The sequence below is a fragment of the Enterococcus sp. SMC-9 genome (genome assembly GCF_021011285.1).
In the GTDB taxonomy this organism is placed as follows: domain Bacteria; phylum Bacillota; class Bacilli; order Lactobacillales; family Enterococcaceae; genus Enterococcus_C; species Enterococcus_C montenegrensis.
Window position 1 is genome coordinate 233819 of sequence record NZ_JAILYE010000001.1, and the last position, 13595, is coordinate 247413.

A 13595-nucleotide genomic window follows, 5' to 3' on the forward strand; every position below is an offset into this window, starting at 1 on the left:
CCAAACGCTCAAGATCGTCCTTATCTCACAGTTATAAAACTGTCAGTAAGAAGATCATTGCGTTTGGGTATTTGTGTTAATTTTTTCGTTTAGAGCTGTGTGAAACTATTTTGCACATAAACGATAAATAGATTCAGCGTAAATGTCCATTGCTTTGTACATTTGGTCTAATTCCCATTGTTCATTGGCTTGGTGCATAAAGTCTGGTGTGTCTTCAAACATTGCACCATAAGCTACACAATTTTTCATTGTGCGGGCAAAAGTTGCACCACCAGAAATTTCAGGTTCTGTCATATCCCCTGTCATTTCCCGGTAAGTTGCTAATAATGTTTTGACTAAAGTAGAATCTTGAGGGACATATAAAGAATCTAACCAATCAAATTCTTGATAAGTCAAATCGTATTCCTTCACTTTTGCTGCAATTTTTTCTTCTAATTCTTCTTTTTTAACTGTTACTGGTAAGCGCATATCTACACCAATTTTAGTTTCTTTTGGCGAAATAATTAAACTAGCAAAGTTCATTGTCAACTCACCTGATTGCGCATCTTGTGTTTTACCAACAACATTTTCACCTGTTGCATTTTCCTTAACTAGTTTGCCTAAGAAATTCAAAGGAGCAAAGTCGACCACTTCACTTAATGCCATAGCTAAACGCGTAATTGCGTTAATTCCTTCTGGTGCGTCTTTTGCGTGAACGCTCTTACCTTGAACAACAACTGTCTCCCCTTCCATTTCATACGGGAAGCCTAATTTGTCTAAAGCAGCTTTGACTGCATTTACGTGTTCACCTTCATAAGGGGCTGTATCTGGCACAACGTTTAGCGCACCACCAGCATTAACAGCAATTTTATCCGTTCCTGAGCCAACAAGATAAGCTTGTAGCAAACCTTTTTCAGCAAATGTTAACGGGAAGCTGTGGTCTGGCGCGATTCCAGCTGTTGCACTTTCTTCTTTTTCGTTATATTTTTCCATACAACGCCATAAGTTTTCTTCATCAGAACCAAAGATAAAACGAATGCGTTGGTTAAATTCAACACCATCATCCATTAATGCTTTAACAGCATATAACGCAGCCATTGAAGGACCTTTATCATCTTGGGAACCGCGACCGTAGATAATACCATCTTTAATGACTGGATCAAACGGGTCAGTATTCCAACCTTTTTGTTCGGCGGCTGGCACTACATCCATGTGACATAAAATCGCAAATAAATCGTCTCCTTGACCGACTTCAGCATAGGCATAGTAACCTTCTGGATCTTTAAACGTCCGAAAACCAATGCTATCACAAATTTCTAAAACTTGATCTAAAGCTTTCACTACGTTTTTCCCGAATGGATGGCCTTCACCACTGTCAGATTCATCTAAAACTGAAGGAACCTGAATTAATTTTTTTAATGCTTCGACTGCTTCTTCGTGATGCTTTTGGGTAACGAATTGTTTCATTGTACTACCTCCTAAATTTTAAAAGTAAAAAAGTAAAGTTGCATAACTTTTTTACAAATTACCAAAAATAAGAAAAAGAGAGCTTCAAGAATAACCGAAACTCTCTTTTTAAAACTGAGAAACTCAGTTATAGATATAAAGTTAACTTCATCTTAGCCAAATTATGAAAATTTGTCTATCTTATAGTATTGTCCCAATTGCAAGCAAGATACAAATTGCCACAAATAAAATGGCAATTAATTTGGTGATGTATTTCCACCATTTACCAATATCAATGCGGGCAATCGCAACAGCACCCATAACAATAGCAGAAGTTGGTGTAATTAAGTTTACCAAACCTGAAGCTGATTGATAAGCTGTGATAACTAAATCTTTACCAACACCAGCAAATTCGCCCATTGGTCCAATAATACCCATTGTTGCTGCGGCAAGACCAGATGTTGATGGAATTAAAAATGACATTGGAATGTAGAAAATAAATGTCAAAATGATAAAGACGATAGATGAAAGACCTGAAAGTCCTTTTTCACCCCAGTTTAAGATGGTATCGGTGATCATCCCGTTGTTCATCACAACTTGAATACCACGGGCAACAGCTACGACGATGGCAACCCCGATTAAATCAGAAGCACCCGTTAAAAATTCAGAAATAAAGTCTGATTCTTTAAAGCCGTAAACAATTGCAACAATAATTGACATCAATAAGAATAACATTGTAATTTCTGGGAAGTACCATTGACCAAATGGTAGCATATCTTTTCCTAACACCATGCCTAAACCTGGAAGACCAGATAACCATTTAGTAAAGTTGGCAAAAATATTAATCCCAAATTCTTCCCAAGGAATTAAACTCAAAATCATCAAGAAGAATGTCAAGATAAACAAGATATTTACGTTACGTTGTTTTTTCGTTACGCCTTCTTGACGGTTAATTGCTTCAATATCGAAATGTTTTGCGTCTTCTTCTCTTTGGCTGTAAACGATTGATTGCGTTGGATCTTTTTCAATTTTTGCTGCATAACGATAAACGTAAGCAATTGAAATACCCACCAAGACAACCCACATGATAATACGTAATAACATACCGTCTGCCATTGAAATACCAACTGCATCAGAAGCAACCCCTGTGGCAAATGGGTTAACTGTTGATGCTAAACAGCCAACTTGAGAACCAATTAGCACGATTGATACAGCAACGATAGAGTCAAAACCAACCGCCATCATAACTGGAATCAGTAATGAATAAAACGGAATTGTTTCTTCGGCCATCCCATAAGTTGAACCGCCCAAAGCAAAAATTGGTAATAAGATAAAGATTAAGTTCTTTTCACGGCCTTTAAAGCGTTTTACGATTGAGCCGATACCTGCATCTAATGCGCCGGTTTTGTTAACGATTCCAAGAAATCCCCCAACGATTAAGATGAAAAATGAAATCGAGATAGCTGGATCTGTTGTATCAGAACCTAACATCCCTAAGACTGGTGCCATCATAACATCGTAGAACCCTTGTGGATTTTGAGCAACCCGTTCATAGGTTCCTGCTAAAATGTTACCAGCATCGTCCACTTTATAATGACCGGCTGGAATGAACCAAGTCAAAATGGCGATGAATGCAATGATAATGAATAATACCGTGTACGCTGAAGGCATCTGGAATTTTTTCTTCGTTTGCGTATTTTCCATTTTTTCTCTTCCTCTCTTTTCTATATTGTAACTATAAAATAGATTACATAGTTATTTTATCAAAGATAAGACGATCTGGGAAATAATTACACAAGTTTTCTTATCGTCTTTTTCTTTTTGTTATTATGCATATTCATTTTATAGTGTACGAATTTGTAAGTAGAACGGATTGCCACGGTCTTTGTTCCACTCCTACAATAATTGTAACGCTAGATTTTTTTACTAATATGAAAAATGCCTACTTGAAAACGTGATGGATTTCTCTTTATACAATATATTTTTGATTATTATACAATTCATTGCATATAAAAACCCAACGAGATGAAAACGCTTTATCATTTTGCTTCTTTTTGTATTTTATTTCATTAAAAAAAAGCAATGTTTTTTTGAATTAAAGATTTCGTATTTTAATAATCCTAGTTAGCTAGAAAATTTGAGCACAAAACACACAAATTTCCGCAATAAGTTAAATTTGTGGGAAGTTTTTTAGCCACTGTTAATTTTTTAAAAGTTTTTTTATTTTTGAAGGATACGTTTTGAGATAGTGATTGACCGATTGCTAAAAAATTATTATCAAAAAAAGATGGCACAAATGTCTGCTCAACATTTGTGCCATCTTTTTAATTTTAACCAATGTGTTGCTGTTTACGTCGTTTTTGCTCTAAAAATGGAAGCAATTTGGTGTAAATGACTAAGAATGCTGCACTGACAATCGCACCTTTTAATAAATTAAAGGGTACAACCCCAATTGCAACGTATTGAGCCAGTGACATGCCTAACATTTTATCAGCTGTCAGACCTAGTACATTTAAATAGACAGGTGTGATAACAAAATAGTTAGCAATACTCATGAAAATCGTCATAGCTAAAACGCCACTTGTTACCCCTAAAACTTTTCTGGCAATTTTTTTATTACCATTTTTATTCCCGTTAAAGAAATAATACATTGGTAAAGTAAAGAGTACACTAGCAAAAAAGCTTGCAGCATCGCCAATTAAATTACTCAACTCTAAGCCGGTTGTAAGTAGGTGTAATAAGGAACGGATAAAAGCTGTCGCAATCCCTGCCATCGGCCCGAATAAAAACATGCTCAACATTACGGGTATATCGCTAAAGTCAACTTTCATAAAAGAGAAAGCCGGTAAAAGTGGAAACGCAACATACTGTAAAATAACTCCCATTGCCGCAAATAATGCGACAGCCACCATTTTTTGTACCTTTGTGTTCTTCATTGAAATCCTCCTAGGTAAGGACCCATCTTCAATCGAACCTTTTGAAATAACTTTTCCAATAAAAAAACTCTATTTTCCATGCAGGGAAAATAGAGTTAGAGTTATCTGAAATAAGCTACTTCAAATAAGCCCTATCTTCTTTATCCAGACTATACTGTCGGTATCGGAATTACACCGATTCAACCGCAACTTAATGCAGTTCGTGGACTATTACCACCGGTCGGGAATCACACCCTGCCCCTGAAGACGAACCTTGTATTTAATTACACTTACATTATATAAGAAAAGAGAAAAATTACAAGTATTAATTCTTGGCTAAATTTAAAAGTTGGCTAACCTCTTTTTTGTGCAAAGGACGATATTCCCCAGGGCGTAAGTTTTCTAAGGTTAAATTGCCATATTTTTCCCGCTTCAACTTTTGCACAGGTAGACCTACTGCTTGCAACATTTTTTTAACTTGATGATTACGACCTTCGTGGATCGTTAGTTGAATAATTGAGGTTTGTGCCTTCGTATCAGCAGATAAAACATCATAGCGTGCTGGCGCATATTTGACACCTTCAAAATACAAGCCGCGACTTAATGGCCGTAATTGTTGTTTTTCTGGCACGCCTTTTACTTTAGCCACATAGACTTTATCGACTTCGTGTTTGGGGTGCGTTAGTTTTTGGGCAAACGCACCATCATTTGTTAATAATAATAATCCTGACGTATCATAATCCAGACGACCGACCGGATAAATTCGTTCAGAAATTCCCATAAAGTAATCCGTTACCACTTTGCGTCCTTTATCATCACTAACCGCAGATATGACTCCACGAGGTTTATAAAACATAAAATAAACAGGTTCTTCTTGATTAATTGGAACGTTATCTACTTCAATTTGATCTTTGGGACTGACTTTAATTCCTAGTTCTGTTACCGTTGTGCCATTAACTTTGACTCTTTTTTGCGTGATTAATTCCTCTGCTTTACGGCGTGATGCAATGCCTGCATGGGCAATTACTTTTTGTAGTCTCTCCATCATTCTTGTCCTCCATTTTCTGTTTCCTTGAAACGATCAAAAAATAAATCCATCGGGACATCTTCTGTTAATTCGTCTTCCATCGCTTCTATATCCGGCAATTCACCTAATGTTTTAAGACCAAAGTAGTCCATGAAATAATCGGTTGTTCCATATAAAATTGCCCGTCCTGGTCCATTAACTCGGCCTTTTTCTTCAATCAATTGTCGGGCGACTAATTTTTGAACAGAGCCGCTAGATTGAACGCCGCGAATCTCATCGACTTCCATTCTAGTGAGGGGCTGTTTATAAGCAATAATTGCAAGCGTTTCAAGCGCAGCTTGCGATAAGGTATTTGACAGAGGCGATTGCGCATATTTTTTTAGCAACGGAGCAAATTTCTTTTTTGTCGTTAAAACAAAATGATTCCCTACTTCTAAAATATGCAATGCGGAGTTTTCCTCTTCATCATAGCGTCCTTGCAATAATTGAATCATTTCATAAGTTTCTGCTGTTTTGGTATTTAATAAGTAGCTTAATTCTTCTAAGCCAATTCCTTCGTCTCCAACTACGAATAAAATCGCTTCTAAATCACTGATCTTCATCTTTTTCTCCTGTTGCATATAAGGTAATTTCACCATAGTTTTCTGATTGAACAATTGCCACACTTCCATTTTTCATCAGTTCCAATAACGCTAAAAAGGTAGTGACAACTTCACTTTTTGTATAGTTTTGTAAAAAATCAGCCAAATTTTTCCCCTCGTGAGGTTTTAAATTTGCCAATCCAATTTTTATAACAGACATCTTGTCTTCAATGGTGGTTTCATCAGAAGTAATAGTCGTTTCGATTACCTGACGCTTTTTCTTTTTTTCCAGCATATTATGAAAAGCCAAAAACAAGTCGATGGTATTTAATTGATTCGCAGGTAAAAGTGGGCTATCCTCTTTATACTCGTCCACATCCATAGGTTCTTTGGTAAAGTAATCGCTGCGTTCTTTGGCTTTATCTGACAAGATTTCAGCTGCATATTTAAATTTGCGGTATTCCAGTAGCTGGCTGACCAAAACTTCCCTTGGATCTTCTTCATAAGCATCTTCTTCTGCCACAAATTCCTGTTTAGGCAAAAGCATTTTGGACTTAATTGCCATAAGGGTTGCTGCCATAACCAGATAATCCCCCGCAACTTCTAACTCTAAGGTCTGCATGGCATGAATGTATTGCATATATTGCTCTGTAATTGCTGCAATGGGAATATCGTAAATATCAATTTCCAATTTTTGAATCAAATGCAGCAATAAATCCAATGGACCTTCGAAAACATCCAGTTTAACATTAATCTCACTCATAATTCACCAACTTTTATGCACGCGGGAAATATTGCTTATAGACATCCGTCATGCGTTTTTTTGTAATATGGGTATAAATTTGGGTTGTGGAAATATCGGCATGACCTAATAGTTCTTGCACCGTTCTTAAATCAGCACCATTTTCTAGCAGATGGGTAGCAAAACTGTGGCGTAATGTATGAGGCGTTACCGTTTTATAAATACCGGCTTTTTGTACAATCGCCTTTAAATTTTTCCAAATTCCCTGCCGACTAAGTCCACTACCGTGATTATTCACAAATAGATGGGATTCTGCTGGATTTTTACGAGTCAAATAAGGTCTGGCATCAGCGAGATAACGACGTACCCATTTTATAGCGATATCACCCAAAGGTACAATCCGCTCCTTATCGCCTTTGCCCAAAGTTTGCAACAATCCCATTTCTAAGTGGACATCGTTTAATTTTAAATTAATCAATTCACTGACCCGTAAGCCCGTTGCATACATCACTTCTAAAATTGCTCGATCTCTTAAGCCCAATGTTTCTTTGGTATCAGGTGTGCCAAGCAATTGTTCAACTTCGCCTAAACTTAATGTATCTGGCAATTTTTGCTGTTTTTTAGGAGAATCAATATGTTGCATGGGATCATGATCTGTAATGCGTTCTTGCCGTAAAAACTGGTGAAATCGTCGTAAACTCGTAATCATTCGAGCAATCGTTGCACTAGATTTTCCGCCTTCTTTTAGTTCCTGTAAAAAACTAACAACTGTAAAACGATCGACTTCTTGCCAGTCGGTTATCTTTTGTTTTTCTAAAAAAGAGAGGTATTGTAAAAGATCTCGTTGATAACTTTTCTTCGTATTTTCAGACAGACCTCTTTCAATTGTCAAATAATGTAAATAATCTGTAATTTGTTCTTGCATAATTCTCCCTTGCCTTCTTCAATTGCACCTTTATCATCATACCAAATGAAACCCATTTATAACAGATAAAAAAATAAGCTACGCCAAAGCCTTCAATTGACTCTGGCATAACTTTATTTTTTTTGACAATTTTGACATAATCCATGAAAAGTTAAACGATGATCTTTGACAACAAAATGATATTTATTTTCGACTATTTCTTCCACGTCACCTAATAAATCTTCTTCAATCTCCTCAATATTGCCACATTCAATACACAACAAGTGATGATGAAAATGTTGTGCTCCTTCTTTTCTTAAATCATAGCGCGAAACACCATCATTAAAGCTAACCTTATCCACCACGTGTAATTCTGTTAAAATTTCTAAAGTGCGATAAACAGTAGCTAAGCCAATTTCAGGACTTTTTCGTTTTACAAAAAAGAACACTTCTTCAGCAGAGAGATGATCTTTTTCATTTTCTAATAAAACTAACAACGTTGCTTCTCGCTGCGGAGTTAATTTGAATCCGGCTTCGTGAAGTTGTTGTTTCACTTTTTTCATTGTAGTTGTTGTATCCATATATCCTCCGCAACCTTCTTTATAACAATTCTAAACTAGCCTTTAATTACAAACCCTAGATTATACTTATTATAAGGAAAAAGCAAGAATTATACAAGGTCTGTTTTCTCAATTAGATAGGTAAATCCATCTTTTTGCATCACTAATTTTGCTTTTAGCAAATGTCCCATCGCCCGTTTAAATTGTCCTTTACTAATCCCAAACATCTCTTGAATGCTTTGGGGATCAGATTTGTCGGTATACGGCATTTTATTTTCTTTAGCACGACGCAAATACGCCAATAACATTTCTGCATCATCACTAATTGCCTCATAGGCCCGTGGTTTAAGAGAAACATTCAATACACCATCTGGTCTCACCCCAATGACGCGTCCTGAGACGATTTCTCCTAAGCGTGGTTCTTGGTACCGCTCGCTAGGATGAATAAAGCCAAGATAAAAATCTTCTGTTAAAAGATACGTTCCAGCAATTTTCAAGCGAAAAACGGTTCCGGTAATATTTTGATTTTTTTGTTCTTCCTTGCCCTTTTTACTCATAGAGCGAAAAACTTTTTCTTCTGCCAGCGTACCCCAAATACGGTCTTTTTGATCGACGCGTAAAGCGACAAGCAAACGATCACCTTTTTTAGGCCATAATTCCGTTAATGTTGGTAATTCATCTAAAGAAACCGCAACTTCTTTGTCTGGCAAACCAATATCTACAAAGACACCTAAGTCTCGTCTGGTGGCAATAACCGTTGCAAAGGCATAGTGTCCTTTACGACTTTTCGGAATATTGGTTGTTAAAGCATTTTCATGCCGTTGATTTTGATAAGCAAAACCAGTGACACTTTCGCCTAATTGGTGCTCCCCTTCACTTTTTGGTAAACGAAACGTCACACCGTTTTTTTGGACAAAATAGGCCGTTTCGTTTTCATCTGTTACCATTCCACTAATAATAGTAGCTAATAATTCATTCATAATTTTTTTCTCCTTGTTGCGCACATGCGCCTAACTAGATGACTAGCCGGATTAAAGCAATCGCTACAATGCCGACAATCACAATTTTCATTAAGTCCTTCGTATAGTAACCTACCATTAAAGCAGGGATGCTGGCAAGTACTTCTGGTCCTTTAATAGTAGGCCAATTTCCTGATCTAAAGTTCAGCAAACTCTGTATTAAAAGGGCAAATAAAATGCAAAGGGGTAAATACGATAAAAATATTTCCGCTCTAGGAGGAAATTTCAATTTTTGCGCAAAGGCAAAAGGTAGAATTCGTGGAATCCAAGTGACGATACTACAGCCTAAAATTAAAATCAAGATATTCAAATTAAGCATCATGAGTCACCGTCCCTACTAAACAACCAATCAAAGTTGCCGCAATTACTGCAATTTCAGCCGAAGTAAACCGCATAAATAAAACTAAGGCGATAACGACACTAGCAAGCACTTGTAGTGTTTGTTTCGTTCTTTTTTTTAATGGTAACTCAATTTGAAATAAACATAAGCCTAAAAACATCGCGGTTAATGCAAAATCCAAGCCAAATCGATTTGGATCAGGAATAAATTGACCTAAAAGGCCTCCGCACACATTGGCTAAAGTCCAAGTCAAATAGGCAGCAACATTTAGTCCGTGCATCCATTTTGCAGTCAACGGTCGTTTTTCTTGCAGCGCTGTTGTTAAAACACCATAAGATTCGTCAGTTAAAAGTGTACCAATACCGATATTATTTAAAATTGAATAGGGTTTAAAATAGCTAGTTACTGATAAACTCATCAAAAAATGCCGCGAATTAACTAAAAAGACCGTTAAAATAATAGTCGAAATCGGCGCTTGAATTGCTAATAAACCACAAATAATAAATTGACCGCTACCTGCATAAACAAATAACGATAACAATAAAATTTCTAAAAGGGAAAGTCCCACACCTTTTTCCACAACACCTGCAGCAAAACCAATTCCAATATAGCCTAACATTGTGGGCACACAAGCTTTCACACCATCTGAAAAGCTTTCATAACGCTGTACTTCTTCCACAAAAATGCCCCCTTCTTTTCGTTTGCTTTTAATCATAACGAAAAAAAGAGGGCAAGACAAGCAATTATCAGAAAATAAATAATATTCGTTTTTTTACTATCGAATGGTATGGTCATTGCCGTTACCACGGAAATAACCTGTTTTACAATTAATTGTGACAATGTAATATGGTAAAGCTTTTGCCGAAATTCCTTTTAGTAAAGAAGACTGCGTATTAGTAGCATACAAGTTATAATACCCTTCGCCGTTTTCGATCGTAACAGGTTCTAAATAATAACCACCAGCAACAACATAACCCCGATCAATACAGGTTTGAATAACTTTTTCTTGGATACCAGAATTCCAGACCCAGGCAGGATTTGCACTATCTGCTACGGCACTTGGATTTGTGGCCATAATTGGTGCATTGTCTGTATTGGGGCGCATATTTGGTGATGCTTCTGCCGGTAAACTACCTGCTTGTGAATTTTGACTGCTAGTAGTACTCTGCGCTTTTTTGGCGGCATTAACAGCAGCTTCTGCTTCTGCTTGCTTTTTCTTAGCCGCAGCTGCTTCTTTCTTGCCTAATTTCGCATCAACTTTTTTTAAATTAGCTACTAAAGTTTGTTTTTGATTGCCGTCGACCAGTTTTGCTACTGCTTTTTGGGCAGCTTGATATTGTGTGCGCGTCGCTTTATCTTTAACCTTATTGTCTGCATATACAACAGTCACGGCTTTTTGGGCGCTTGTTAAATCATTAAACTGAGACTTGGCTTCACTAATCACGCCGTTGATTGTTTTTGCAAATTCATCATCTGCAGTTAACACTTCAACATTTATTGCGTCACCTTTGATTGCGATATCTTTTTTCACTTGGTCACCACTTATAATTGGAGTTTCAAACAGATTATTTACACGTGTAACAGTGGCAATTTTTTCTTTGATACGGCCAATTTCATTGGTTAAATGATGGGCGCGATCTTTCGTTTCAGTATTGCTAGCTTTTTTTGTTAACTCTTTAACTTGCGCGGTTAAATCCGTTAGTTCATCACTTGTTTTATCCGCTTTAACAAATTGTTGCTGCTTATCAGTATAAAAGTCAGCCAGTTGGTTTTGGATAACTGTTTCTTGTTTTTCAATTTGTTGTTGCTCTTTTTGCGCCGTAGCTTTTACACTTTGATCATAACCATAATAGCCAACTCCTCCACCTAAGACAAGTACTGCTGCTAAAAGAACATATGGCCATTTCTTTTTCGGTGCTTTAGACGTTGTTGGCTTGTTATTATCATTAAGTGCCGCAGGATCAATTTCATTTTTTTCAGTTTCCTTAGGTATTTTGCTTGCTTCAGATGGTAAAACGGCGTCTTCTTTTTTATCCTGGTCTACATCTGTTTGCTCTTTTGTTGGTAAAGTTGATTTTTGCAGCATATGGTCAGCTTCAGTTTCTTCGCCTTTGCTTGTGGCAACTTCTATTTCATCTGCAGCTGTAGTTGTCTTCTTTGTGACTGAAGCCGCTTTTGACACCGTCGTTTCACGTATTGTTTTTGCTTTTTTTTGCGATTCTTCACTTGGCTCTTCGTTTAGCGCTTCACTTGGTGCTTCACTTTGTTCCTCATTTAGCTCTTCGCTGGCGGCAGTGTCTTTTTCGTACGTTCTGGAATCCTTTTTACTTTCGTCAATTTCTTCATTCTTTGACTGAAAGTTAGATAACTCTTCTTTAGCCTCTTTAGCCTCTTCGTTGCCCGCTATAATTTTCTCGTCTTTATCCTCAGCTTTGATTTGTTTAACTGCTGGTGTCGACTCGTCTTCTTCATAGTCATCTTTATGCTTTTTAATATAATCAGCTAAAATTGGATTCACATCAGCCAAATCATCTTCTTTTGTCGCTTCATTTAAAGACTCTTCCATCACAGAACCAATTGAAACATCTTTAAAATCCGACCATTTAACGGAATCATTATTTTCGCGATTGTTTTCTTTAATCGTTGCAAGTTTCCCGGCAATATTTTCTTTTATTTCTTCACCACAACGCGGACAAACCATTTTACCCTCAAGAGGTTCAAACCCACAGTGGGGACATTTGTTAATCACTGTTTTTCTTGCTTCCTTTCTGCATAAAACTTTGATTTCACATTAGCCAGCTAAAAAACTGCCAGACTATCTAGTCTATTATAAACGTTTCGGCTTAGGATAGGAAGTTAGGATTTTATTAAGAAAATTACAGGTGCAAAACATTTACTAAAAATTAGCCGCATAAAAAAACTGTTGCGCCATTTTTATAGCGCAACAGTTTTTTTATTCTAAGAAATCTTTTAATTGTTTAGAACGAGATGGATGGCGCAATTTTCGTAGTGCTTTTGCCTCGATTTGGCGAATCCGTTCTCTGGTAACACCAAAGACTTTTCCGACTTCCTCAAGGGTTCTAGTACGTCCATCATCAAGACCAAACCGGAGACGTAAGACATTTTCTTCTCGGTCTGTTAAAGTATCTAAAACATCTTCAAGTTGTTCTTTTAATAATTCATAAGCTGCATGTTCAGCAGGACTTGTTGCTTCTTGGTCTTCAATAAAATCACCCAAATGTGAATCATCTTCTTCACCAATTGGCGTTTCCAATGAAACAGGTTCTTGTGCAATTTTTAAAATTTCGCGAACTTTTTCAGTTGGCAAATCCATTTCAGCTCCGATTTCTTCAGGCGTTGGTTCCCGACCTAAATCTTGTAGCAATTGTCGCTGAATTCGAATTAATTTATTGATAGTTTCAACCATGTGCACAGGAATACGAATCGTCCGGGCTTGGTCAGCGATAGCCCGTGTAATTGCTTGACGAATCCACCACGTCGCATATGTTGAAAATTTGAAGCCTTTACGATAATCAAATTTTTCAACGGCTTTCATCAAGCCCATATTGCCTTCTTGAATTAAATCCAAAAATTGCATTCCGCGCCCAACATATCGTTTTGCAATCGAAACAACTAAACGCAAATTAGCCTCTGCCAAGCGTTGTTTTGCTTCTTGATCGCCTTCTTCAATTTTTAAAGCTAGTTCAACTTCTTCTTCAGCTGTTAAAAGCGGAACCCGGCCAATTTCTTTTAGATACATCCGCACAGGATCGTTGATTTTAACGCCTGTTGGAGCAGATAAATCTTCTTGTTTAGCTGCTTCTGCTTTTTTTTCATTGCTCTTTAAGCTGTGAACAGACGGTTCACCATTTTCATCAACAACACTGATACCAGCATCTTCGACTTTTTGGATTAATTTGTCCATTGCATCAGCATCTAATGAAAAAGGTGTGGCCAATTTATTGGACAACTCGTCGTATACGACTTGGCCATTGGGTTTATTTTCTTTGATAAAAGCATTTACCGCTTTATCATATTCTGTGTTTTGTTCTTTTGCCATGAAAAGAAGGCCCCCTTTGTGT

Annotated in this window: 13 protein-coding genes and 1 riboswitch; all 13 genes read right to left on the reverse strand. The window is 37.0% G+C overall.

Features of this window, described 5'->3' with window-relative positions; genetic code table 11:
- Positions 1 to 105: 105 nt before the first annotated feature.
- The gene (locus K4422_RS01245; protein ID WP_230708716.1) at positions 106 to 1446 is read right to left on the reverse strand and encodes a M20 family metallopeptidase; all 1341 of its coding nucleotides are present in this window, start codon (positions 1444 to 1446) and stop codon (positions 106 to 108) included.
- 180 nt (positions 1447 to 1626) lie between these two features.
- The gene (locus K4422_RS01250) at positions 1627 to 3129 is read right to left on the reverse strand and encodes a YfcC family protein (protein WP_230708718.1); all 1503 of its coding nucleotides are present in this window, start codon (positions 3127 to 3129) and stop codon (positions 1627 to 1629) included.
- 626 nt (positions 3130 to 3755) lie between these two features.
- Positions 3756 to 4361, reverse strand: a complete 606-nt coding sequence (locus tag K4422_RS01255) for an ECF transporter S component (RefSeq protein WP_230708720.1) — start codon at positions 4359 to 4361, stop codon at positions 3756 to 3758.
- Positions 4362 to 4490: 129 nt separating this feature from the next.
- A riboswitch (FMN riboswitch) is annotated at positions 4491 to 4613 on the reverse strand.
- Positions 4614 to 4665: 52 nt separating this feature from the next.
- Entirely contained in the window at positions 4666 to 5385 is a 720-nt protein-coding gene (locus K4422_RS01260; RefSeq protein ID WP_230708997.1) for a pseudouridine synthase, read from the reverse strand.
- Positions 5385 to 5969 (reverse strand): SMC-Scp complex subunit ScpB, encoded by a 585-nt coding sequence (scpB, locus tag K4422_RS01265; RefSeq protein ID WP_230708722.1) that lies wholly within the window; start codon positions 5967 to 5969, stop codon positions 5385 to 5387. Before scpB ends, K4422_RS01260 begins: the two co-directional genes overlap by 1 nt.
- Positions 5956 to 6711 (reverse strand): segregation/condensation protein A, encoded by a 756-nt coding sequence (locus K4422_RS01270; protein ID WP_230708724.1) that lies wholly within the window; start codon positions 6709 to 6711, stop codon positions 5956 to 5958. Before K4422_RS01270 ends, scpB begins: the two co-directional genes overlap by 14 nt.
- Before the next feature lie 13 nt (positions 6712 to 6724).
- Positions 6725 to 7615: a site-specific tyrosine recombinase XerD gene (xerD, locus tag K4422_RS01275; RefSeq protein ID WP_230708726.1), complete on the reverse strand. Its 891-nt coding sequence runs from the start codon at positions 7613 to 7615 to the stop codon at positions 6725 to 6727.
- Between the two features lie 113 nt (positions 7616 to 7728).
- On the reverse strand, positions 7729 to 8175 hold the full coding sequence (gene fur / locus K4422_RS01280) for a ferric iron uptake transcriptional regulator (protein WP_206905589.1): 447 nt from the start codon (positions 8173 to 8175) through the stop codon (positions 7729 to 7731).
- 89 nt (positions 8176 to 8264) lie between these two features.
- Complete coding sequence (locus K4422_RS01285; protein ID WP_230708728.1) at positions 8265 to 9134, reverse strand: CvfB family protein; 870 nt, start codon at positions 9132 to 9134, stop codon at positions 8265 to 8267.
- Positions 9135 to 9168: 34 nt separating this feature from the next.
- Positions 9169 to 9492: an AzlD domain-containing protein gene (locus K4422_RS01290; protein WP_206905777.1), complete on the reverse strand. Its 324-nt coding sequence runs from the start codon at positions 9490 to 9492 to the stop codon at positions 9169 to 9171.
- The gene (locus tag K4422_RS01295) at positions 9485 to 10228 is read right to left on the reverse strand and encodes an AzlC family ABC transporter permease (RefSeq protein WP_268990956.1); all 744 of its coding nucleotides are present in this window, start codon (positions 10226 to 10228) and stop codon (positions 9485 to 9487) included. Before K4422_RS01295 ends, K4422_RS01290 begins: the two co-directional genes overlap by 8 nt.
- 60 nt (positions 10229 to 10288) lie before the next feature.
- Positions 10289 to 12214, reverse strand: coding sequence for a cell division site-positioning protein MapZ family protein (locus tag K4422_RS01300; protein ID WP_230708730.1), 1926 nt, complete (start codon positions 12212 to 12214; stop codon positions 10289 to 10291).
- 252 nt (positions 12215 to 12466) lie between these two features.
- Positions 12467 to 13573, reverse strand: a complete 1107-nt coding sequence (rpoD, locus tag K4422_RS01305) for an RNA polymerase sigma factor RpoD (RefSeq protein WP_206905576.1) — start codon at positions 13571 to 13573, stop codon at positions 12467 to 12469.
- Positions 13574 to 13595: the final 22 nt, after the last annotated feature.